The sequence below is a fragment of the Zoogloea oryzae genome (assembly GCF_030161255.1).
Lineage (GTDB): Bacteria > Pseudomonadota > Gammaproteobacteria > Burkholderiales > Rhodocyclaceae > Zoogloea > Zoogloea oryzae.
Map to the genome: position 1 here is coordinate 1 of NZ_BSPX01000042.1, position 22,754 is coordinate 22,754.

The 22,754-nt window shown below is 66.7% G+C and carries 19 protein-coding genes; 9 read left to right on the forward strand and 10 right to left on the reverse strand.

Translation table 11 applies throughout. The features are described 5' to 3' along the window. From QQK25_RS13930 to QQK25_RS13965, 8 genes are all read left to right on the forward strand, one after another. A partial coding sequence (locus tag QQK25_RS13930) for a tetratricopeptide repeat protein (protein ID WP_284188459.1) occupies positions 1-759 on the forward strand: 759 nt, incomplete at its 5' end. Further along, entirely contained in the window at positions 756-2,456 is a 1,701-nt protein-coding gene (locus QQK25_RS13935) for a GspE/PulE family protein (RefSeq protein WP_284188460.1), read from the forward strand. The genes QQK25_RS13930 and QQK25_RS13935, both read left to right, overlap by 4 nt. Next, on the forward strand, positions 2,453-3,649 hold the full coding sequence (locus QQK25_RS13940) for a type II secretion system F family protein (protein ID WP_284188461.1): 1,197 nt from the start codon (positions 2,453-2,455) through the stop codon (positions 3,647-3,649). Before QQK25_RS13935 ends, QQK25_RS13940 begins: the two co-directional genes overlap by 4 nt. A 3-nt stretch (positions 3,650-3,652) precedes the next feature. Continuing rightward, positions 3,653-5,071, forward strand: coding sequence for a hypothetical protein (locus QQK25_RS13945; RefSeq protein WP_284188462.1), 1,419 nt, complete (start codon positions 3,653-3,655; stop codon positions 5,069-5,071). Beyond that, positions 5,068-5,640, forward strand: a complete 573-nt coding sequence (locus QQK25_RS13950) for a hypothetical protein (protein WP_284188463.1) — start codon at positions 5,068-5,070, stop codon at positions 5,638-5,640. Before QQK25_RS13945 ends, QQK25_RS13950 begins: the two co-directional genes overlap by 4 nt. A 250-nt stretch (positions 5,641-5,890) precedes the next feature. Further along, a complete protein-coding gene (locus tag QQK25_RS13955) occupies positions 5,891-6,679 on the forward strand; it encodes a PEP-CTERM sorting domain-containing protein (protein ID WP_284188464.1) in 789 nt (262 codons plus the stop codon). A gap of 239 nt (positions 6,680-6,918) precedes the next feature. After that, the gene (locus QQK25_RS13960; protein ID WP_284188465.1) at positions 6,919-8,154 is read left to right on the forward strand and encodes an ABC transporter permease; all 1,236 of its coding nucleotides are present in this window, start codon (positions 6,919-6,921) and stop codon (positions 8,152-8,154) included. Between the two features lie 9 nt (positions 8,155-8,163). Next, positions 8,164-9,375, forward strand: coding sequence for an ABC transporter permease (locus tag QQK25_RS13965; protein ID WP_284188466.1), 1,212 nt, complete (start codon positions 8,164-8,166; stop codon positions 9,373-9,375). Positions 9,376-9,463: 88 nt separating this feature from the next. On the opposite strand, the gene argJ is transcribed toward QQK25_RS13965, so the two are convergent. From argJ to secA, 3 genes are all read right to left on the reverse strand, one after another. Beyond that, positions 9,464-10,702 carry a bifunctional glutamate N-acetyltransferase/amino-acid acetyltransferase ArgJ gene (argJ, locus tag QQK25_RS13970; RefSeq protein WP_284188467.1) on the reverse strand — a complete coding sequence of 413 codons (1,239 nt, stop codon included), beginning with the start codon at positions 10,700-10,702 and terminating at the stop codon, positions 9,464-9,466. A gap of 78 nt (positions 10,703-10,780) precedes the next feature. Beyond that, entirely contained in the window at positions 10,781-12,217 is a 1,437-nt protein-coding gene (locus QQK25_RS13975) for an HDOD domain-containing protein (protein ID WP_284188468.1), read from the reverse strand. 226 nt (positions 12,218-12,443) lie between these two features. Further along, entirely contained in the window at positions 12,444-15,170 is a 2,727-nt protein-coding gene (gene secA / locus QQK25_RS13980) for a preprotein translocase subunit SecA (RefSeq protein WP_284188469.1), read from the reverse strand. 146 nt (positions 15,171-15,316) lie between these two features. Between secA and QQK25_RS13985 the strand changes: the two genes are divergently transcribed. After that, a complete protein-coding gene (locus QQK25_RS13985; protein WP_284188470.1) occupies positions 15,317-15,751 on the forward strand; it encodes a DciA family protein in 435 nt (144 codons plus the stop codon). Here the strand turns inward: QQK25_RS13985 and QQK25_RS13990 are convergent. The 7 genes from QQK25_RS13990 to murC all read right to left on the reverse strand — a co-directional run bounded on the left by QQK25_RS13990 (position 15,748) and on the right by murC (position 22,747). Next, positions 15,748-15,912: a hypothetical protein gene (locus QQK25_RS13990; RefSeq protein ID WP_284188471.1), complete on the reverse strand. Its 165-nt coding sequence runs from the start codon at positions 15,910-15,912 to the stop codon at positions 15,748-15,750. The genes QQK25_RS13985 and QQK25_RS13990 overlap by 4 nt on opposite strands. A 33-nt stretch (positions 15,913-15,945) precedes the next feature. Then, positions 15,946-16,863, reverse strand: coding sequence for a UDP-3-O-acyl-N-acetylglucosamine deacetylase (gene lpxC / locus QQK25_RS13995; RefSeq protein ID WP_284188472.1), 918 nt, complete (start codon positions 16,861-16,863; stop codon positions 15,946-15,948). Between the two features lie 158 nt (positions 16,864-17,021). Next, positions 17,022-18,158 carry a cell division protein FtsZ gene (ftsZ, locus tag QQK25_RS14000; protein ID WP_153162005.1) on the reverse strand — a complete coding sequence of 379 codons (1,137 nt, stop codon included), beginning with the start codon at positions 18,156-18,158 and terminating at the stop codon, positions 17,022-17,024. Between the two features lie 151 nt (positions 18,159-18,309). After that, positions 18,310-19,539, reverse strand: a complete 1,230-nt coding sequence (gene ftsA, locus QQK25_RS14005) for a cell division protein FtsA (protein ID WP_153162004.1) — start codon at positions 19,537-19,539, stop codon at positions 18,310-18,312. Then, positions 19,539-20,417 (reverse strand): cell division protein FtsQ/DivIB, encoded by an 879-nt coding sequence (locus tag QQK25_RS14010; protein WP_284188473.1) that lies wholly within the window; start codon positions 20,415-20,417, stop codon positions 19,539-19,541. The genes ftsA and QQK25_RS14010 overlap by 1 nt, the downstream gene beginning before the upstream one ends. Next, positions 20,410-21,324 carry a D-alanine--D-alanine ligase gene (locus QQK25_RS14015; RefSeq protein ID WP_284188474.1) on the reverse strand — a complete coding sequence of 305 codons (915 nt, stop codon included), beginning with the start codon at positions 21,322-21,324 and terminating at the stop codon, positions 20,410-20,412. The genes QQK25_RS14010 and QQK25_RS14015 overlap by 8 nt, the downstream gene beginning before the upstream one ends. Positions 21,325-21,352: 28 nt before the next feature. Further along, the gene (murC, locus tag QQK25_RS14020) at positions 21,353-22,747 is read right to left on the reverse strand and encodes a UDP-N-acetylmuramate--L-alanine ligase (RefSeq protein ID WP_284188475.1); all 1,395 of its coding nucleotides are present in this window, start codon (positions 22,745-22,747) and stop codon (positions 21,353-21,355) included. Between the last annotated feature and the right edge of the window lie 7 nt (positions 22,748-22,754).

Below are 22,754 nucleotides of genomic sequence, written 5' to 3' on the forward strand. Positions count from 1 at the left end.
CCACCCCCCGTTCAGGCGGCCGACACCACAACACCTCCCCCCGCCCCGGCACCTTCAAGACCTGCCGCCGCACCACAGCAACGGCCGCAGCCCCCACGCCCGACACGGCTCGCACCGCCCGCCGACAGCCCTCGCTTCCGCCCCAGCCCGGCGGCGCCACCGGCCAGCCCGTCCGCCGCCCCCCTCGCCCACGATGCCTACACGGCGGGCAATCTCGCCCACGCCGACGCCCTGTACCGACAGGCCCTCGCCGCCGACCCTAACAATGCCGACGCCCTCAACGGACTCGGGGCGATCGCACTCATCCAGCGCCGCCCGGCTGAAGCCGACACCCTGTTCCGGCGCGCCCTGCAGGCCCGACCGCTCGACCCGACCGCCCTGGCCGGCCTCGCCCGCATTCCGTCCGGCAACCCGACGTCCGCCGAAAGCCCGCTCCGGGATGCCATCGCAGCCCTCGCCGACACTCCCGACAGCCTCGCCCCGCGGCTTGCCCTGGCCGACCTCCTGGCCCGCCAGCAGCGCTGGGCCGAAGCCCAGCAAGCCTACTTCGACGCCCATCGCCTCGCCCCGCAGGATGCCGACATCGCCTACAACCTCGCGGTCAGCCTCGACCACCTGGGCCAGCACCGCCTGGCCGCCAGCCACTACCGCAAGGCCCTGAGCCTCGCCGCCCGATTGCCCGACGCCGCCACCCGCTTCCCGAGGGCCCGCTGCGCCGAGCGTCTCGCCGCCCTCCAGCCGTTCGACTCCACCCCATGAACGCCCCCGCCCCCATCGGACAGACCCTGCTCCAGCTCGGCCTCATCAGCGCCGACCAGCTCCACATCGCCCTGCGTGAACAGCACCGCAGCGGCGACGCCCTCGGCCGCCAGCTGGTGCGCCTCGGCTTCCTCTCCGAAGCCACCCTGCGCGATGCCCTGGCCCAGACACTCTCCCGCGAGAGCATTGACCTCACCCACGTGCTGCCGGATCCGGCCGCCCTGGCCCTCGTGCCCCAGCCCGTCGCCAAGCGCCTGAAGCTCATCCCGCTCAGCTACGACGCCGCCCGCCCGACACTGGTGATCGCCTCCGCCGAGATCGACAACCTCATCGCCCTCGACCAGCTGCGCAGCCTGCTCCCGGCCGGCAGCACCATCGACACCCTGCTCGCCGGCGATTCCGAGATCGCCCGCGCCATCGACCAGCTCTATGGCCACGAGCTGTCCATCGACGGCATCCTCCACGAGATCGAGACCGGCGAGCCCGAGCGGCTGGGCGCCGCCAGCGCCGGCAACGAATACGCCCAGCCGGTCGTGCGCCTCATCGACGCCCTGCTGGCCGACGCCGTCCGGCGCGACGCCTCCGACCTCCACTTCGAGCCCGAAGCCGGCTTCCTGCGCATCCGCTACCGGATCGACGGCATGCTGCGCCAGATCCGCGCCCTGCATCGGGCCTGCTGGCCGGCCATGGCGGTCCGCCTCAAGGTGATGGCCGGCCTCAACATCGCCGAAACCCGCGCCCCGCAGGACGGGCGCATCTCCCTCCACGTGAGCGGCCGCCCGGTGGATTTCCGCGTCTCCACCCTGCCCACGCTCCACGGCGAGAACATCGTCCTGCGCATCCTCGACCGCCAGAAGGGCCTCGTCCGTCTCGATCAGCTCGGCCTCGCCGACGCCCAGCTCGATCTGCTCAAGCTGATGATCGCCCGCCCCGAAGGCCTGATCCTCGTCACCGGCCCCACCGGCAGCGGCAAGACGACCACCCTCTACTCCATCCTCGGCCACCTCAACGCCGAGGGCGTCAACATCATGACGCTGGAAGATCCGGTCGAATATCCCATGCCCCAGATCCGCCAGACCGCCGTCTCCGAAGCCACCCGCCTCGATTTCGCCAACGGTGTGCGGGCCATGCTGCGCCAGGATCCGGACGTGATCCTGGTGGGCGAGATCCGCGACGAGGACACCGCCCGCATGGCCTTCCAGGCCGCCATGACCGGCCATCAGGTGTTCTCCACCCTCCACACCAGCTCGGCCATCGGCGCCATCCCGCGGCTCCTCGACATCGGCATCCAGCCCGACATCCTCGCCGGCAACATCATCGGCGTCGTCGCCCAGCGCCTCGTCCGCCGCCTTTGCCCCGCCTGCCGCGACCCGCACCCGGCCGACGACATCGAGATGCGCCTGCTCGCCCTCGGCGGCAGCGCCGGGCGGCCCGTCATCCACCGCCCCAAGGGCTGCCCGCGCTGCGATTTCCAGGGCTATCTCGGGCGCCTCGCCATCATGGAAGTCCTGCGTCTCGACGGCGATCTCGACGAACTCGTCGCCCGCCGCGCCACCACCCGCGAAATCCGCCAGGCCGCCCTGCACAAGGGTTTCCGCACGCTCGCCGACGACGGCTGCCGGCGCGTCCTGGAAGGCGAAACCTCCCTCGAAGAACTCTCCCGCGTGGTGGATCTCACCGACCGCCTGTCCCCATGACACCCTTCGCCTACCGGGCCGTCGATCCCCACGGGCAGATCGTCCGGGGCCGACTCGACGCCGACAACCTGGCCGATCTCGAACTCCGCCTCGCCCGGCAGGATCTCGAACTCATCCACGGCAAGCCCGCGGCACGGCTGCCCGGGCGCCCCCACGCTCCCCGGCGGGAGCTCATCAACTTCTGCTTTCACCTCGAACAATTCCTGCGCGCCGGCGTTCCCATCCTCGAAAGCCTGGCCGACCTCCACAATGCCACCGATCACCCGCGCTTCCGCGCCACCGTCGCCGCCGTGCGCAGCGCCATCGAAGGTGGCGACACCCTGTCCCAGGCCCTGGAGCGCCACCCGCAGACCTTCGACGCCGTCTTCTGCAAGCTGGTGCGCGCCGGCGAACGGGCCGGCGAGTTGCCCACCGTCCTGCAGGCCATCTCCGCCAACCTCAAACGCGACGACGAACTCGCCAGCTACACCCGGCGCATCGCGATCTACCCGGCCATCGTCGCCGTCGTCATCTTCGCCGCCATCGCCGTCGCGCTGATCCACGTGGTGCCCGAGCTCGCCCGCCTCTTCCAGAGCACCGGCCAGCCCCTCCCGCTGCAGACCCGCCTGCTCATCGGCCTGTCGGATTTCGTCCGCCGCTTTGGCGGCCCGCTCCTCATCCTCGGCGTGGCCGGCGCCCTCGCCTACCGCCACGGGCTCGCCACCCGGCCCGACCTGCGCCAGCGCCACGACGCGCGCCTGCTGCGCATCCCGCTCCTCGGCGACGTCCGCCGCAAGCTCGTCCTCGCCCGCTTCACCGGCCTGTTCGCGCTGATGTACCGCTCCGGCATCCCCATCGTCGAAGCCCTCCAGGTTGCCGGCGAGGCGGTCGGCAATCTGGCCGTCCAGCAAGGCATCGCCCAGGCCGCGGGCAACATCGAGCGCGGCCTCAGCCTGTCCGACGCCTTCCGCGACGTGGCCATGTTCCCCGCCCTCGTCACCCGCATGCTCCGGGTTGGCGAAACCACCGGCGCCCTGGATCACGCCCTCGCCAACGTCAGCTATTTCTACGAGCGCGACGTGCGCGAAGCCATCGCCCGGCTCCAGGCGGGCCTCGAACCCGCCCTCACGGTCATTCTGGGCTTGCTGCTCCTCGCCGTGATGAGCGCCGTCATGCTGCCCATCTACGACATCGTCACCCAGCTGAAACTCTGAGCCATGGCCGACCGTCGCATCCTTCACCTTTCCGCCGCTGGACTCGCCAGCCACGCCCCCGGCGCATCCGCCGCCGACAGCCACTTCGCGCCCGACGCCGATGGCCTCGCCCGCTTCGCCACCTATCTGACCGCACACGCCCGAACCCGCTTCACGCTCCTCATCGATCTTCCCGACGAGCTCTTCTCGACCGAAACCATCCCGCCCCTGCGCGGCCGCGACCGCCTGCGTCTGCTGGCCCGCCGCCAGGAACGCCTGGGCGCCGGCGTAACCCACGTCACCCGCCTGTCCCTCGGCACACGCAATACGTCGAAACCGGAAGAGTCCGTACTGCTCGCCGCGCTCACGCGCCCCGAAAGCCTCCGCCCCTGGTTCGACGCCCTGACCCACGCCGGATCAATCGTCACCAGCGCTCACTCGATACCGTTCGTCGGCATGGCCCTGCTCGCACACCTGCCGCCGGCCGCATACGCCCCCGACGCACCGCAACTGCTCGCCAGCCTCGGCCCAGCCGGGCTGCGGGTCTCGTGCTACTCCGACGGCAAGCTCCGGTTCAGCCGCCTCACCCCCGCCGGCGCCGATCCGTGGGCAAGCTGCCACCCCGAGATCCAGCGCACCCGCCAGTACCTGCACGCCCAGCGCATCCTCGGCCATGACATGCCCCCGCAGATCCGGGTGCTCGCCCATCCCGACCATCACGCCACCATCCGCAACAACGCCCCCGACGGTATCGACTGCGTCGATCTCGTGGCACTCGCCCACAACTGCGGCGCACCACCGCCCATCGGATCAGACAGCCTGCCGCTGCTCATCCAACTGCTGGCCCGCGCCCCTCGCCTGCCGGCCATCCATGTCCCGGCGCTGGGGCGCGCACAGCGCATCGCGCGCATCGGTCAAGCCGCCATCCTCGGCACCGCCCTCGTCGTCGGCGCCAGCTTCGCGCTGGGCGCCGCCAACTACATGGCAAGCCAGGAAAGCGACGCCCAGAGCACCCAACTCCGCACCCAGATCACCGACGCCCAGCGCCTCCTCGACCAGGCCCGCGCCGCCATCCCGCCAACGCCCCACCCGCCCGCCGCAATCCACGCCACCCACGCCCGGGCCGTCCGGCTTCATGCCGCCGCCGACATCGACACCCGGCTGAACGCCGTGTCCCGCGCCTTCGACCAACATCCGCAGATCGAACTGGATCGCCTGGAATGGACGCTCAACCCGACCGATCCCGACCCGGCCCTCACGATTCGGCTGCACATCAACCTGCCCATCCAGGGCGCCAACACCCTGGCCGAGACCTTCGCAGCCACCCTGCAGACAACAACCCAGGCCACCGCAACCATCGACCCCACGGGCACCCCGGCAGCAGACGCCAAGCAGCGCCAGCCCCTCGTAGTGCGGATCGACTTCCCGCCCAGCGCGCCATGACAGCCCACAGACCGACGCCAATCCCCGCCGTCCTGCGCAAGCCCCTGCTCGCCTGCCTCGCCGCACTGGCCGTCTCGATGGGGCTGGCCGTTGCCACCAATCAGCTCCGCCGCGACGCCGACGCCACGCTTAACGACCTCACCCTCCGGCTGAGCGGCATCCACCGCCAGCACGAAGAAACCCTCAAGGAAGCGGCCGACGCCCGCCTCGCCCTCCGGCAACAGGCCGAACTCGATCGGCTGGGCTTGAAGTCATCGGTGCCGCGTCTACAGTTGATGGGCGGGATCGACGCAGCCCTGGCCGAAACAGGCCTTTCCGATCTTCATTACACCCTGTCCCCGCTCCAGCCCCTCGACGACGCCCCGCTGCTCGGCCTCTCGACGGTCCGGCTGGACGGCAGTGTTCCTCACGAGGCTCGCCTCCTGGCATTGCTCAAGCGACTGGAGGCCACCAATAACGGCTTGTTTCTTCCGCTCCACTGCGTGCTGGCTCGCCCCACGACCGATGCCCATACCATAGTCAAAGCCGACTGCGAAGCGACTTGGCTAGGGCTGCAACCACCCGCTTGAGACATATTTCACACTACCCAATTTGCGCACTTTTCCAGAAAAATCAACAACTCAACGTCATCGCCCACCCGATCGCCAGAAAATGTGTCGACAATTTTTACACCTGTTTCAGCGAGACTCTGACGAAGTTCCCCAACTGAAAAAAACCTACACAAAATCATAACTTTAAAAAATCGCAAAAAACTGGCACACCGATTGCTTATGAAAAGAAAGGGCTACAGTGGCCCCGATTACTCAGGAGATTAAATAAGTGAAAACCTTCAAGCAGACCCTCACCGCCCTGGCCACCGTTGCCGCCCTGTCCGCTGCTGGCAGCGCCAACGCCGGCCTGACCAACTGGTACATGGACGCCAACGGCGCCGTCGGCGGCACCGCTGACGCCACCCTGGTTGCCGAATACCTTGACCTGCTGGGCAAGGCCTACGTGCACAACACCATGACCAGCGCCACCACCTTCAGCTTCAACGAAGCTGGCAACTTCAACACCGCCTCCGCTGACGGCGGCTCTTCCTTCCTGACCACCGGTCTGCGTAGCGAATTCGTTGGCGTTGGCAACGGCTCCACCGCCACCGGCGCTCTGGCCTTCACCACCGGCTCCCTGAACGTTTTCAGCGGCGCCACCAACATCGCTTCGTTCGACCTGATCCTGGGCAACGGCGCTGTTGATGTCGGCACCGTGCTGCCGAACGGCGTGTTCAGCCTGATCTTCAAGGCCACCAGCATGGCTTCCGGCTACTTCTTCGACGGCGCCATGAACGACCTGTCCCTGAAGGTTGCCGATGGCCTGACCTTCGGTTTCGCCACCACCAACGCCAGCGTCACCAACACCTGGTCCGCCGCTGAAAACGCGACCCTGACCGGCATCTACAACACCGCCTTCAACCCGGATGTCGCCTCGATCTCCAACAACGGCACCACCGACCTGGTGATCCGTAACGGCGGCCAGTTCGGCCTGGAAGTTCCGGAGCCCACCTCCATGGCTCTGGCTGGCCTCGGCCTGACCGGCCTTGCCGCTCTGCGCCGTCGCAAGTCGGCCTAAGACCCGCCCAGGTTGATCACCTTCGGGTGATCGACTGAAAGCAGTCTTGCGGTACTCAAGCCCGTCACTCCCAGAGTGGCGGGCTTTTCATTTGCATCTTCCCCCTTGTTCCGGCTCACCCGGCGTGGCAGCCCGCCCGCTGTCACCTGGAATAATCAAACACTTGCCCCTGCTGGCTTTCCAAGCGACCATACGTCTCTTCCCGCGAGCATTTCCGAGCAACTCCCCGCGTGCGCCTCATGTCGATCGATCTCTATTTCCGCGACGTCACCCAGGCATTCCGAAACATCGTCCGCCAGCGGCGTCGGGCGCTTTTCGCGCTTGTCACCATCGTCGGCGGCGTGATGGCCTTTCTGCTGGCAGGCGGATTCATCCAGTGGATCCTGAAAGACATGCGTGAAGCCACGATCCGCTCGCAGCTGGGGCACGTGCAGATCGTCCGGCCCGGCTTCTTCGACAAGGGCCTCGCCGACCCGTACGCCTACCTGCTGTCGGGCGCCGACGCCGTCTATAACGATCTCGCCAAGACGCCTGGCGTCCGCGTGATCACGCCACGGCTGGTGTTCACCGGGCTGGCCAGTCACGACGATTCCACCATCTCCTTCTCCGGCGAAGGCGTTGATCCGGACAAGGAAGGCGACCTCAGCCGGGCGCTGCAGATCATCTCCGGCGAGGCCCTCTCTTCAACCGAGCCCAACGGCATCATTCTCGGCGAAGGCCTGGCTGCCAACATGGGCGTGAAGGTGGGCGACACGGTGGTGCTCCTGGCCACCACCTCCAAGGGCACCCTCAACGCCGTCGAGTGCCGGGTGCGCGGCATCTTTGCCACCATCACCAAAGCCTACGACGACACCTTCCTGCGGGTGCCGCTCCCCGTCGCCCAGACGCTCTCCCGCGCCAAGGGGCCGACGAGCTGGGTCGTCCTGCTCGACAAGACCGACGACACCGACGCCTTCGTCGCCCAGGCTCGCGCCCAGACATCCGCCAAGGATTTCGAGTTCATCCCGTGGCACGAACTCGCCGACTTCTACAAGAAGACTGTCGTGCTGTTCACCCGCCAGGTGGGCGTGGTCAAGATCCTGATCGCGCTGATCATCGTACTGTCCATCTCCAACACCCTGTCGATGGCGGTCATCGAGCGCACCGGCGAGATCGGCACAATCATGGCGCTGGGCATCCGACGCTCGGGCGTGCTGCGCATGTTCATCATCGAAGGGGTGATGCTGGGCCTCATCGGCGGGCTCCTGGGCGTACTGCTGGGCGTCATCGTGGCCGGCGGCATCTCGGCCGTGGGCATTCCGATGCCGCCGCCGCCCGGTATGGCGCGCGGTTACATCGGGCAGATCCTGATCACCCCCGGGCTGGTCGCCGAAGGCCTTGCCCTCGCCCTGCTGACCACCCTGGTCGCCAGCATCCTGCCGGCCTGGAAGGCTTCCCGCATGAACATCGTCGACGCCCTGCGTCACCAGCGCTGAGAAAATCCCATGCTCCTGAAGCTCGCCCTCCGGAACACGCTCCGCCAGAAAGTCCGCAGCGGAATGACCCTCGCCGCAATCATCTTCGGCGTCACCGGCCTGATCCTCGCCGGCGGCTTCGTGCAGGACATCTTCATCCAGCTCGGCGAAGCCATCATCCACTCCCAGACCGGCCACCTGCAGGTCTTCAAGAAGGATTTCCTCGAGAAGGGCACCCGCTCGCCCGAGCGCTTCCTGATCGAACAGCCCGAGAAGCTCGCCGCCGGCATCGCAAAACACCCCGAGGTGGACGCCGTGATGAGCCGCCTGTACTTCTCGGGCCTGCTCAACAACGGCAAGCGCGATCTGGCGATCATCGGTGAGGGCGTCGAGCCCGACAAGGAGGCCAAGCTCGGCAGCTTCATCACCATCGCCGCAGGCCGCCAGCTGGCCAAGGCCGATCGGGACGGCATCCTCCTCGGCCAGGGCGTGGCCAAGACCCTCGGCCTCGTGCCCGGCGACCGGGTGACGCTGGTGCTCAACGCCGCCGAGGGCGCGATGAACACCATGGATTTCGAGGTAGTCGGCGTGTTCCAGAGCTTCTCGAAGGATTTCGACGCCCGCGCGGTACGCATCCCCCTCGATGCCGCCCAGGAGCTCCTCCAGACCAAGGGCGCCAACCTGCTGGTGGTCGCGCTCCACAAGACGGAAGACACCGACGCCGTCCATGCAAAACTGGTGAGCGAGCTCGGCAACCAGCTCGATGTGCGCACCTGGAATTCCCTGTCCGACTTCTACGACAAGGCCGTGCAGCTCTACGACCGCCAGTTTGGCGTGCTGCAGTTCATCATCCTGCTGATGGTGCTGCTGTCGGTGGCCAACAGCGTCAACATGAGCGTCTTCGAACGCCAGGGTGAGTTCGGCACGATGCAGGCGCTGGGCAACCAGTCCCGCGACATCGTCAAGATGGTGATCCTCGAAAGCGCCTTCCTCGGCCTCACCGGCGCGGTGCTCGGCGTGCTGCTGGGCATCACCGCGGCGCTGACGATCTCTGCCATCGGCATTCCGATGCCGCCGCCGCCCAACGCCAACCTGGGCTACACCGCCTACATCCGGATCGTGCCGCTCACCCTTGTCACCTCGGCGCTGGTGGGCTTCGTAGCGACGGTGCTGGCTTCCATCGTGCCGGCGTACAAGGTGACGCGGATGCAGGTGGTCGATGCCCTGCGCCAGAACATCTGAACACCAGGCCTGGCCATGAAAAACGGGGCGTGATCTTTCGATCCGCCCCGTTTCTCATTGGCAGCCCAAACCGGGCCGCCGCGCCGGCTTACGACCGGTAGTCGGCGTTGATCTTCACGTAGTCGTAGGAGAAATCGCAGCTCCACAGGGTGGCCGCCGCGTCGCCGCGGGCAAGGTCCACGCGCACGGTGATCTCCGCCGCCGCCATCACGCGGGCGCCGGCTTCCTCGCGATAACTCTCGGCACGCCCGCCCTTCTCGGCCACCAGCACTTCCTCGCCGTTGCTGCCGAGCCACACGCGCAGCTGCGACACGTCCAGATCGTCGATGCCGGCGTAGCCGATGGCAGCCAGGATGCGGCCCAGGTTGGGGTCGGACGCAAAGAACGCGGTCTTCACCAGCGGCGAATGGCCGATGGCGTAGCCGACCTTGCGGCATTCCTCGCGGGTCTTGCCGCCCTCGATCTGCAGGGTGATGAACTTGGTGGCACCCTCGCCGTCGCGGACGATGGCTTGAGCGAGCAGGATCGACACGTCCAGCACGGCCTGGCGGAAGGCAACGTAGTCGGCGGATGCGGTATCGGCGATGGTCGCGTTGCCGGCCTGGCCGGTGGCGATGAGGATGTAGCTGTCGTTGGTGGAGGTGTCACCGTCGACGGTGATGCTGTTGAAGCTCAGGTCGGCAACTTCCTTCAGCAGCGCGTCCAGCACCGGCTGGGCCACGTCGGCGTCGGTGGCGAGGAAGCCGAGCATGGTCGCCATGTTCGGCTTGATCATCCCGGCGCCCTTGGAGATGCCGGTGAGGGTGATGGTCTTGCCACCGATCTGCACCTGGCGCGACACGGCCTTGGGAATGGTGTCGGTGGTCATGATGCCGTGGGCGGCGTCGAACCAGCCGTCGGCCTTGAGGGCTGCCTTGGCGGCCGGCAGGCCGGCGACGATGCGTTCCACCGGCAGCGGTTCGAGGATCACGCCGGTGGAGAACGGCAGCACCTGACTGGCGGCGATGCCCAGCTGGCCGGCAACGGCCTCGCAGGTGGCGCGGGCGGCAGCGAGGCCGGGCTCGCCGGTGCCGGCGTTGGCCACGCCGGTGTTGATCACCAGCGCGCGGATCTCGCCGGCCGGCAGATGGGCCTTGCACACCTGCACCGGTGCCGCGCAGAAGCGGTTCTGGGTGAACACCCCGGCCACGCGGGCGCCCGGCGCCAGTTCGATCAGCGTGAGATCCTTGCGATTGACCTTGCGCACCCCCGCCTCGGTGACGCCAAGGCGGACACCGGGCACGGGAAACAGGGCAGCGGCTTCAGGGGGGGAAAGCAGGACGGGCATGAAAGACTCCAGGAACAGGCGCCGATTGGCAAAAGAACGCCATGATAATCCGGGAGTCGTTACCGGGACACCTGCACATCAGCTCGGCACACCCTCGGCGGCGCACAAGGCCACCGCAAGGCTGGCCTGCAGGGCGAAATGCTGGACAGCGCGCCAGCTCTCCTCATCCAGCGCGCGGCCATTGCGGTCGGCATAGAGCACGCCGATCCGCCGCGTCGCCGACCCAAAAGGCACCACAAAACCCGAGTCGCTGGCCGTGACCGCCTGCAGCCGCTCGGTGCCGCCACGCTCGACGCGGGCCGGATTGACCCAGCACGCCTTGCCACTGTCGATGGCATCGTCGACCACGTCGTCCGGATCGCCATCCATCGGAAACGCGAAACGCGCGCACAGGGCTTCGCCACCATGGCCCAGCCCCATCTTGCCCTGCAGGTGCAGGCGGTCTGGCGTGAGCAGCGCCACCACCACCCGCTCGCAGCCGACGCCACGCATCACGCCTTCAGCGACCAACTGCAGGATATCGGCGATGGCGGCCCGCTCCAGGCTCATGGCGGCCAGGTCCTGCAGGATGCGCAGCTGCAGGCTGGCGTCCGGTGCGGCTGGCGGTGCCGGCGGCTCGGGTTCGGGCAAGGGTGCTTCGGCTCGCGGGATCGCGCGACCGGCTTCGGGGGCACCGAAGAAGGCCGCCACCCGCGCCGCCTCGCCGGCATTGGCGATGATCTCGGCGCTCACCACCGAAACCGGCAGCCCGAGATAGTCCGCCGCCTCGCGGATGGCCCGCCGCGCAGCGACCGAGTCCCAGCCATCCTCGGCCGCACGGGCCAGCCGGTCGCCGATCGCCACTGCCCGTTCGGGGCCACGGCTGCGGGCGTCACCCTCGATGGCCGCAGCCGCGAGGGAACCGAGCTTCCATTCACGCACCAATCCGGCAGAGAGATGCCGCAGCGAGAAGCCCAGCACCACCTGCTGGGCCTCTTCCTCGCGCACGCCGCCCTGGCTCATGCAGCGCTCCAGCGCCTGGGCCTGATCGCCGCCGAAACACCAGAACGCCATCTCGCCCACCCGGGACAGCAGCGCGGCGATGAACACTTCCTCGCCCTGCTGTTCTCCCCGCCGCTGGATCGCCCAGCGGGCCTGGACCGCCGCGTGGAAGCTGCGCGCCATCTCGAGATTGACCCTACTGCGTACGCTGCCCCCCAGCAGCGCGTCGATCAACGCAACCGACAGGGCCAGCTGGGCCACGGGGTCGAAACCGAGCACAACGATGGCCCGCGAGACGGTGTTGATGCCTTGGTTGGCGTGATTGAAATAGGCACTGTTGGCAAGCCGCAGCACCTTGGTGGTCATCGGCGCATCCTTCAGGATGACCTGCGCCAGCGCCGACGCGGATGCCCGGTCGTCAACGATGATCCGCCGTAGCGCATCCACCGTGCGGGCAAACACCGGCATGTCGCGCCCCCGGATGCGGGCGATCCATTCGGTCAGATCAGAAGGGCCAGAGCTCGTGGAAGTCATGTCGTCACCTCTCGCCGATAACGGCAGGCGACGTTGCAGCTTGAGGCGCCGTCAACGCACAAGGCCCGCTCGAAAGCGGGCCTTGCTCAGCACTGGCACCTCACCGAAAAGGGTCGGATAACCGTCGCGAGCGCGCCGAGGTCGGGAGGAGGAACGGAGCTGTACTTGAGTACAGCGAGTACCGGAGTCCCGAGATCGGCGGGCGCAGCAGGTTAGCCGGCCCTTTTCAGGAGAGCTTGCCGTGGCAGTGCTTGTACTTCTTGCCGGAACCGCAGGGACACGGGTCGTTGCGGCCGACCTTCGGTGCCAGATTGGTCTCCGGCTGATTGACGTCGCGATCCGGGTTGGCGGTGGCCAGGGCTTCGTCGTAGTCGGCGTGGTGGTACTGGACGTTTTCCAGCGCCGGCGTCATTTCAGCTTCCTCGATCTGCGCTTCGGAACGGATCTGGACGGTCATCAGCAGCTTGGTGACTTCGGTGCGCACCACCTGCAGGAGGTTCTCGAAGAGCTCGAAGGCTTCGCGCTTGTATTCCTGCTTGGGGTTCTTCTGGGCGTAGCCGCGCAGGTGGATGCCCTGACGCAGATGATCCAGCGCCGACAGGTGCTCGCGCCAGTGGGTGTCGAGGCTCTGCAGCATCACGTTGCGCTCGAAGCCATGCCAGGCGGTGGGGTCCACCAGAGCAACCTTGTCGGCGTAGGCCTGGGCGGCGGCGTCCAGCAGGCGCGACAGGATGTCGTCGTCGCTGATGGACGGATCGGCCTTGATCCATTCGCCCACCGGCAGCTTGAGCTGGTAGTCGGATTCGAGGGCCAGCTCGAGGCCCGGGATGTCCCACTGCTCTTCAACGGAATCCACCGGCACGTAGATGCGGAACACGTCGTGGAGCACCCCCTCGCGCATCGCGGTGATGGTTTCGGTGATGTCGGTGGTTTCGAGCAGCTCGTTGCGCTGCTGGTAGATCACCTTGCGCTGGTCGTTGGAGACGTCGTCGTACTCGAGCAGCTGCTTGCGGATGTCGAAGTTGCGCTGCTCGACCTTGCGCTGGGCGGTTTCGAGGGAGCGCGTCACCATGCCGGCTTCGATGGCCTCGCCTTCGGGCATCTTGAGGCGGACCATGATGGCGTTGAGCCGCTCGCCGGCGAAGATCTTCATCAGCGGATCTTCGAGGGAGAGGTAGAAGCGGCTCTCGCCCGGATCGCCCTGACGGCCGGAACGGCCGCGCAGCTGGTTGTCGATACGGCGGGATTCGTGGCGCTCGGTGCCGATGATCTTCAGGCCGCCGGCCTGCAGCACCTGCTCGTGGCGGACCTTCCACTCCTCGCGCAGCTTCGTGATCTGGGCTTCCTTCTCGGCGTCGGACAGGCTTTCGTCCTCGCGGATCAGCGAGACGGGCTTCTCGACGTTGCCGCCCAGCACGATGTCGGTACCACGACCGGCCATGTTGGTGGCAATGGTGATGACGCCCGGACGACCGGCTTCAGCGACGATCTCGGCCTCACGGGCGTGCTGCTTGGCGTTGAGCACGTTGTGGGGCAGCTTGGCGGCCGTCAGCATGTCGGACAGCAGCTCGGAGTTCTCGATGGAGGTGGTGCCCACCAGCACCGGCTGGCCGCGCTGCACGCAGTCCTTGATGTCGGCGGTGATGGCGTCGTGCTTTTCCTTCATCGTGCGGTACACCTTGTCGTTCTGGTCCTTGCGGATCATCGGACGGGTGGTGGGCACGACGACGGTTTCGAGGCCGTAGATCTGGTGGAATTCGTAGGCTTCGGTGTCGGCGGTACCGGTCATGCCGGCGAGCTTGCCGTACATGCGGAAGTAGTTCTGGAAGGTGATCGAGGCGAGGGTCTGGTTCTCGGCCTGGATCTTCACGCCTTCCTTGGCCTCGACGGCCTGATGCAGGCCTTCGGACCAGCGACGGCCGGCCATCAGGCGGCCGGTGAATTCATCGACGATCACCACTTCGCCGTTCTGCACCACGTAATGCTGATCCTTGTGATACAGCGCGTGGGCCCGCAGGGCGGCGTACAGGTGGTGGATCAGCAGGATGTTGCCCGGGTCGTACAGGCTGGCCCCTTCGGGCAGCAGGCCCAGGTTGCCGAGGATCTCTTCGGCGTGCTCGTGGCCTTGTTCGGTGAGGAGCACCGAGTGGGCCTTGAGGTCGACGGTGTAGTCGCCCGGCGTGGTGATGTTCTCGCCCTCGCCTTCCTGACGGGTCAGGAGAGTCGGCACGGCGTTCATGCGGACGTAGAGTTCGGTGTGATCCTCGGCCTGGCCGGAGATGATCAGCGGCGTGCGGGCCTCATCGATGAGGATCGAATCCACTTCATCGACGATGGCGTAGTTGAGGCCGCGCTGAACCCGCTCGGCCACGTCGTACACCATGTTGTCGCGCAGGTAGTCGAAGCCGAACTCGTTGTTGGTGCCGTAGGTGATGTCCGCTTCGTAGGCCGCCTTTTTCTGGTCGTGGGGCATCTGCGACAGGTTGCAGCCCACTGTGAGTCCCAGGAAACGGTAGATGCGCCCCATCCAGTCCGAGTCGCGGCTGGCCAGGTAATCATTGACGGTGATGACATGCACGCCCTTGCCGGACAGCGCATTGAGATACACCGGCAGCGTGGCGGTGAGGGTCTTGCCTTCGCCGGTGCGCATTTCGGCGATCTTGCCGGCGTGAAGCACCATGCCGCCCACCATCTGCATGTCGAAGTGGCGCATGCCGTGCACCCGCTTGCCGGCTTCGCGGACCACCGCAAAGGCTTCGGGAAGCAGGTCGTCGAGGCTTTCGCCCTTGGCGACGCGCTGACGGAACTCATCCGTCTTGCCGCGCAGTTCCTCGTCGGTCAGGGCCTGAATCTTCGGCTCGAGGGCGTTGATGGTGCGCACCGTCTGGCTGTACTGGCGGATCAGGCGGTCGTTGCGGCTGCCGAAAATTTTCTTGAGAAGGCCTGCGATCATTTGATTTGGAAGGGAAAACGCGGCAAAGGGCGGATTCTATCATGTCGTCCGGACACGACCGTGACGCAGGACAAGACGCCGCTCACTCTTGTCCGCGGAAAGGCTTGCCCCTAGGATGGGGGCGCTTCCCAGAATTCCAAGCCCCGATGGCCAAGACCAACCCGATCGACACGTATCTCGGCAGCGGCGACAGCCTCGCCCGCCTCCAGGCCCACGCAGCCCGACTGTTGCGCCTGCAACGCCAGCTTGCCGACCTCCTCCCCGACTACATGGCCGCCGCCTGCAAGGTGGCCAACCTGAAGGGCGAGGATCTGGTGATCCACGTGGAAAGCGCCGGCCTGGCCGTCAAGCTGCGCCAGGCGGTGCCGAGCCTGCTGGCCGACTTCGCCCGATCAGGTGTGATCCTACGGGACATCAAGGTGAAGGTCGCGGTGCCGGAATACCGCCCGCCCGCACCGCCGCCCCCCGACCGCCACGTGAGCGAGTCGACCCGCAGCGGCCTGGGCAATCTGGCGGCCAGCCTGCCGGCCGATTCGCCGCTCGCCAAGGCACTGAAGCGCTTCGTGAAGAGCGCCGGCTAGACGAAGGGAACAAGCACCCGCTCGAGGATCAACAGCGCAAAGAACACCAACGCCATGATGATCGCCCAGCGGAAGAGCTTCCACGCCAGCGCCAGGTAACGCGGTTCGCGGGTGAAGAAGTAGGCAAAGACCGAAGCGCCGATACCGATTCCGACCAGCACGGCGAGAATCCGCAGGAGCAGCACGGCCTGGCCTCAGCCGAGGGCCAGGTCGAAGAGCTGGGCGACCGCCGGCGGGGTGGTCGCGTCTTCCTCGAAGGTGACGATGTCCCAGGCGGTCTTGTCTTCCAGCAGCACGCGGAGGATCTGGTTGTTGAGGGCGTGCCCGGCCTTGTAGGCGCTGTAGGACGCCAGCAGCGGATGGCCAGCGAGGTAGAGGTCGCCGATCGCGTCGAGCACCTTGTGCTTCACGAACTCGTCGGCGTAGCGCAGGCCGTCGGCGTTGAGCACGCGGTACTCGTCCATCACGATCGCGTTGTCGAGGCTGCCGCCGAGACCAAGGCCGTTGGCGCGCATGAACTCGACGTCCTGCATGAAGCCGAAGGTGCGGGCGCGGGAAACCTCGCGCACATAGGAGTGATCGGCGAAATCGACGGTGACCGAGGTACCGGTGCTGTCGATGGCCGGATGATTGAAGACGATGGAGAAGCTCAGCTTGAAGCCGTCGTGGGGCTCAAGCCGAACCCACTTGTCGCCCTCGACGTACTCGACCGGCTTCTTGACGCGCAGGAAGCGCTTGGGCGCCTTTTGTTCCTCGATGCCGGCGGACTGGATCAGGAACACGAAGGGGCCGGCGCTGCCGTCGAGAATCGGGATTTCCGCCGCATCCACGTCGATGTGGGCGTTATCGACGCCCAGCCCGGCGAGGGCCGACATGAGGTGCTCGACGGTATTGACCTTGGCGCCTTCGCGCTGCAGGCCGGAGCACATGCGGGTGTCGCAGACGGCGTAGGGATCGGCCGGCAGATCGACCACCGGGTCGAGATCGACGCGATGAAAGACGATGCCGGTATCGGGCGCCGCCGGGCGCAGGGTGAGCGTGACCTTGTTGCCGCTGTGCAGGCCGACGCCGGTGGCGGTGACGACTGTTTTAAGGGTGCGCTGCTTCAACATGGCCGGGATCCTGATTCAAGTAATTGAATTTTAACATAAGCCCCTGCTGCACCGCAGCAAGGCGTATCCCGTGTTGCCTGCAAACGACAAACGCGCAGCGAACGGAGGCGACGTCCGGCTGCGCGTTTGTTCGAGCCACCGAAGCGGCCCCTGGGCGATCAGTCCGCCTGCTTGCGCAGGAAGGCCGGAATGTCCAGGGTAGACATGCCGTTGGCGCTCATGGCTTCAACGGTGGTGCGGGAGGTGCGACGGATCACCGCCGGCAGCTCCAGGTTGCCGTAATCCACTTCCATACCAATGTTGTCGGTACCGGTACGGATCACTTCCATCTTGCGCGGCATGGCGGCGGCACGGACAGCGCCCAGGCCGGTGGCGACCACGGTCACGCGGATGCGGTCTTCCATGCTCTCGTCGAAGACGGTGCCGTACTTGACGAAGGCTTCCTTGGCGGCGAAGGCCTGGACGGTGCGCACGGCATCGCGGACTTCGGCCATCTTCAGCGAACGGCTGGCGGTGATATTCACCAGCACGCAGCGGGCGCCGGAGAGTTCGGTGCCTTCGAGCAGCGGCGACACGGCGGCCTGTTCGGCGGCGATGCGGGCGCGGTCGAGGCCGGAAGCCTGGGCGGAGCCCATCATCGCGCGGCCCATCTCGGCCATCGCGGTGCGCACGTCCTGGAAGTCGACGTTGACGAGGCCCGGCACGTTGATGATTTCGGCGATGCCACCGACGGCGCTGGTCAGCACGTTGTCGGCGGAACGGAAGCAGTCTTCGAAACCGGCGTCGTCGCCATAGACTTCGAGCAGCTTGTCGTTGAGCACGACGATCAGGGAGTCGACCTGCTTGGAGAGTTCCTCGACGCCGCTCTCGGCGACGCGGATGCGGTTCTCGAAGTCGAAAGGCTTGGTGACCACGGCGACGGTCAGGATGCCCATTTCCTTGGCGATCTCGGCTACCACGGGGGCAGCGCCAGTGCCCGTGCCACCGCCCATGCCGGCGGTGATGAAGCACATGTGGGCGCCGTCGAGGGCGGCCGCGATGGCGTCACGGGATTCCTGGGCGGCTGCGCGGCCGGCTTCCGGCTTGGAGCCGGCACCGAGGCCGGTCTTGCCGAGCTGCACCTTGGTAGGCGACAGGCAGCGGGACAGCGCCTGCGCATCGGTGTTGGCGGTGATGAAGTCGACGCCTTGCACGCCCTCGCGGATCATGTGATCCACGGCGTTGCCGCCGGCGCCGCCGACGCCGATCACCTTGATATTGGTGCCGCCGGATGCCTTTTCAACAATTTCAAACATTTAACTCGCCTCCAAGAGAAACTGCACTTGATATTGCCGACGTGCAACCAATCCGTATTTAGTATTAACCGCAAATTTTACAACTAAATAAGGGGGCGTTGCACATCAAAGTTAGTTCGGATTCATGTCGCCGGAGCGACTTTCTCCACCATCAGAAATTACGCTCGAACCACGAACGCATCCTCGAAAAAACCTGCCCCACATTGCGCGTCTGGCGGGCCTGGATGCCGCGTCGCTTCTGGGCTGCACCTTCCATCACGAGGCCCATCGCGTTGGCGTAGCGGGGCTCGCAGACCACATCGGCGAGGGGGCCCTCGTACTTCGGATAACCGATGCGCACCGGCATGTGGAAGACGTCCTCACCCAGCTCGACCATGCCCTGCATCACGGCGGCGCCGCCTGAGAGCACGATGCCGGACGACAGCAGCTCTTCGTAACCGCTGCGGCGCAGTTCAGCCTGGACCAGCTCGTAAAGCTCGCACACCCGCGGCTCGATCACGTCGGCCAGGGCCTGACGGGAGAGCTTGCGCGGGGGGCGATCGCCCACGCCGGGCACTTCGATCATCTCGGAGGCGTCGGCCAGGGTGTGCATGGCCACGCCGTGGCGAATCTTGATTTCCTCGGCGTCGGCGGTCGGGGTGCGCAGGGCCACGGCGATGTCGTTGGTCACCTGATCGCCGGCGATGGGGATCACCGCGGTGTGACGGATCGCGCCCTGGGTGAACACGGCGAGGTCGGTGGTGCCACCGCCCACATCCACCAGACACACGCCCAGTTCCTTCTCGTCTTCCGAGAGGGTGGCGTAGCTGGAGGCCAGCGGCTGGAGCACCAGATCGAGGACCTCAAGGCCGCAGCGGCGCACGCACTTGACGATGTTCTGGGCCGCCGACACGGCGCCGGTGACGATGTGCACCTTCACTTCGAGGCGCACGCCGCTCATGCCGATGGGCTCGCGCACGCCGTCCTGGCCGTCGATCACGAATTCCTGGGTCAGGATGTGCAGGATCTGCTGGTCGGCCGGCAGCGGCATGGCGCGGGCGGTTTCGATCACGCGCTCCACGTCGAGCGGCGAGACTTCCTTGTCCTTGATCGCCACCATGCCGTTGGAGTTGAAGCTGCGGATGTGACTGCCGGCGATACCGGTGTAGACGTCGCGGATCTTGCACTCGGCCATCAGCTCGACTTCCTGGATGACCTTGGAGATCGCGTCCACGGTGGCCTCGATGTTGACCACGACGCCCTTCTTCAGACCCGACGACGGCTGCGAGCCCAGCCCGATCACCTCCATGCGGCCGTCCGACTTCAGCTCGGCCACCACGCAGGTGATCTTCGAGGTGCCGATGTCGAGGCCGACGATCAGTTCCTTGTATTCTTTGCTCATCACTTCCCTTTTTTGCTGTCTTGCTTGCCCGTCGGCTCGGCGGAGGCGATCGGCCGGAGGGCAAAACCACTGGGGTAGCGGAGATCCACCACCGCAACATTCATGTTCAGTCGGCTCTTGGCCTTGGGGTAGTAACCCACGAAGCGCGCCAGTCGCTCGTCGATCGGCGCCTTGGCCTGATCGTGACCGAGTTCGATGGTGAGGCCGTCTTCCATCTTCAGCTGCCAGGCCTCGCGGGCCGACAGGGAAACGCCCACCAGCTGTTTGCCCAGGGGGCCGAGCTTGCTCGAGAACTCGTCGAACTTGGCGAGGAGCACGCCGGACGAACCTTCCGGCCCGCTGAAGACCGGCATCTTCGCGTTGCTGGCGGCGGTGAAGACTTCGCCGTAGCGATTGACGAGGCGCATGTCGCCCGTCTCGCCGACGCGCCAGTAGGCCGAAGCCACGTGCTCTTCGAGGCGCACCTCGATGCCGCCCGGCCACTTGCGGCGCACGTCGGCACGACGCACCCACGGCAGCTTCTCGAAGGCGCCACGCACGTCGTCCAGATCCACAGTGAAGAAGTTGCCGCGCAGGGACGAGCGGGCTGCGTATTCGAGCTGGGCGGTGGTCACCTGGGCCAGCGGCGTGGTGACGACGACTTCCTTCAGGGGGTAGATCGGCAGGCGCGACACCGACGCCACGGCGGCGTAGCCGAGCCCGGCCGCGCCCACCACCAGCAGGACGTCCGAAATCAGGTTGAGGAGCTGGGGACGATCCCACAGCCCGTTGCCACCGCCTTCCCGCTGCGGGCGCGCAGCCGCGCGCGCACGCTTGCCGGCCGACGGCTTGGCGCCGGGCTCGGGCGGGACGTTGGAGGTGGTGCGCTCGTCAGCCAAGGCGGGCTCCGGAGAGGATCTCGAGGCACAGGGCTTCGAAGGACAAACCCGCCACCCGTGCCGACATGGGCACCAGCGAGTGGTTGGTCATGCCCGGCGCGGTGTTGATCTCGAGCAGGGTGAAGCTGCCATCGTCCCGCAGGATCAGGTCGGCCCGGCCCCAGCCGCGGCAGCCCAGCACCTTGGCGCAGCGCACGATGGCCGCCTGGATTTCCTTCTCTTGAGCTTCCGGCAGGCCGCTCGGGCAGAAGTACTGGGTGTCGTCGGTGAAATACTTGTTCTGGTAATCGTAGTTGCCGCCGGGGGCGACGATGCGCACCAGCGGCAGCGCCCGGTCGCCCAGGAAGGGCGCGGTGAGTTCCTGACCGGCGACGAACTCTTCGGCCAGCACCAGCGAATCGAACTTGGCGGCGAGCTCCCAGGCGGCCTTGAGCTGGCCGGCCTCGGTGACCTTGGTGGCGCCCATGCTGGAGCCTTCGTGGGCCGGCTTGACGAAGATCGGCAGGCCCAGATCGGCGACCACGGCATCCCAATCGGTATTCGCGTCGAGGATCGCGAAGCGCGGGGTGGGCAGGCCGGACGCCAGCCACACCAGCTTGGTGCGCCACTTGTCCATGGCGATGGCGGAGGCCATCACGCCGCTGCCGGTGTAGGGGATACCCATCAGCTCGAGGGCGCCCTGGACGGTGCCGTCCTCGCCGCCGCGGCCGTGCAGCGCGATGAAGGCGCGGTCGTAGCCCTGTTCCTTGAGGATGTGCAGATCGGTCTCGGCCGGATCGAAGGCGTGGGCATCGACCCCGGCCGCCTGCAGCGCGGCCAGCACGGCGCCGCCCGACATCAGGGAAATCTCCCGCTCGGCGGACGTCCCGCCCAGCAGCACCGCGACCTTGCCAAATCGATTCTTCACATCCGTCACCACATCCGCATTCATTGATTCAAATCTCGCCACTGACCAGCTTGCCCGGCACCGCGCCGATGCTGCCAGCGCCCATCGTGATCACCACGTCGCCATCCTTTGCCGCGGCGAGGATCGCCGCCGGCATCTCCTCGATGTGCTCGACGAAGACCGGCTCGATCTTGCCTGCCACACGCAGCGCCCGGGCCAGCGAACGGCCGTCGGCTGCCACGATCGGCGCTTCGCCGGCGGCATAGACCTCGCCCAGCAGCAGCGCATCGACGGTGGACAGCACCTTCACGAAGTCCTCGAAGCAATCCCGCGTGCGGGTGAAGCGGTGCGGCTGAAAGGCCAGCACCAGGCGCTTGTCGGGGAAGGCACCGCGGGCGGCGGCGATGGTGGCCGCCATCTCGACCGGGTGGTGACCGTAGTCGTCGATGATGGTGGCGGTGCCGCCAGCGGGCAGCGCCACCTCGCCGTAGCGCTGGAAGCGGCGCCCGACGCCCTTGAATTCGGCCAGTGCCTTGACGATGGCTTCGTCGGAGACACCCACCTCGGTAGCCACGGCGATCGCCGCGAGGGCGTTCAGCACGTTGTGGCGGCCGGGCAGGTTGAGCACGACGGACAGGCGGCTGGTGGTGCCATTGACGCGCACCACGTCGAAGACCATCCGGCCTTCTTCGGCGTGGATGTTCTCGGCGCGCACGTTGGCGGATTCGGAGAAGCCGTAGCGGACGATCTGCTTCGAGACGAGCGGCATGATCGAGCGTACGTGCTTGTCGTCGTCGCACAGCACGGCCACGCCGTAGAAAGGCAGGTGCTGCAGGAAATCGACGAAGGACTGCTTGAGCCGCGCGAAATCGTGCCCGTAGGTTTCCATGTGGTCGGCGTCGATGTTGGTGACGACCGAGATCACCGGCGTCAGCAGCAGGAAGGAGGCGTCGGATTCATCCGCCTCGGCCACTAGGAAATCACCCTTGCCCAGGCGCGCGTTGGCACCGGCGGCGTTGAGCTTGCCGCCGATGACGAAGGTGGGGTCGAGCCCGCCTTCGGCCAGGATGCTGGCGACCAGCGAGGTGGTGGTGGTCTTGCCGTGGGTGCCGGCGATGGCGATGCCCTGCTTGAGGCGCATCAGCTCGGCCAGCATCTGGGCGCGGGGCACCACCGGGATCTGGCGCGCGCGGGCTGCGATCACTTCCGGGTTGTCGCCCTTGACGGCGGTGGAGGTGACGACCGCATCGGCGTCGTCCACGTTTTCGGCAGCGTGCCCCTGGATCACCCGGGCGCCGAGCGCCTTCAGGCGGCGGGTGGCGGCGTTGTCGCCCAGATCCGACCCGCTGACCTTGTAGCCCAGGTTGACCATCACTTCGGCGATCCCGCTCATGCCGGCGCCACCGATGCCGACGAAGTGGATGCTCTTGACTTTGTGTTTCACGTCGATT

Bases quoted from the DNA above. Each gene is read 5' to 3' on its own strand.
- QQK25_RS13940 (WP_284188461.1), top strand. From the start codon at position 2,453: ATGACACCCTTCGCCTACCGGGCCGTCGATCCCCACGGGCAGATCGTC.
- ftsZ (WP_153162005.1), bottom strand. From the start codon at position 18,158: ATGTTTGAAATTGTTGAAAAGGCATCCGGCGGCACCAATATCAAGGTG.
- lpxC (WP_284188472.1), bottom strand. From the start codon at position 16,863: ATGTTGAAGCAGCGCACCCTTAAAACAGTCGTCACCGCCACCGGCGTC.
- QQK25_RS13950 (WP_284188463.1), top strand. From the start codon at position 5,068: ATGACAGCCCACAGACCGACGCCAATCCCCGCCGTCCTGCGCAAGCCC.
- QQK25_RS13960 (WP_284188465.1), top strand. From the start codon at position 6,919: ATGTCGATCGATCTCTATTTCCGCGACGTCACCCAGGCATTCCGAAAC.
- QQK25_RS13935 (WP_284188460.1), top strand. From the start codon at position 756: ATGAACGCCCCCGCCCCCATCGGACAGACCCTGCTCCAGCTCGGCCTC.
- secA (WP_284188469.1), bottom strand. From the start codon at position 15,170: ATGATCGCAGGCCTTCTCAAGAAAATTTTCGGCAGCCGCAACGACCGC.
- QQK25_RS13965 (WP_284188466.1), top strand. From the start codon at position 8,164: ATGCTCCTGAAGCTCGCCCTCCGGAACACGCTCCGCCAGAAAGTCCGC.
- QQK25_RS13985 (WP_284188470.1), top strand. From the start codon at position 15,317: ATGGCCAAGACCAACCCGATCGACACGTATCTCGGCAGCGGCGACAGC.
- QQK25_RS13975 (WP_284188468.1), bottom strand. From the start codon at position 12,217: ATGACTTCCACGAGCTCTGGCCCTTCTGATCTGACCGAATGGATCGCC.
- ftsA (WP_153162004.1), bottom strand. From the start codon at position 19,539: ATGAGCAAAGAATACAAGGAACTGATCGTCGGCCTCGACATCGGCACC.
- QQK25_RS13945 (WP_284188462.1), top strand. From the start codon at position 3,653: ATGGCCGACCGTCGCATCCTTCACCTTTCCGCCGCTGGACTCGCCAGC.
- argJ (WP_284188467.1), bottom strand. From the start codon at position 10,702: ATGCCCGTCCTGCTTTCCCCCCCTGAAGCCGCTGCCCTGTTTCCCGTG.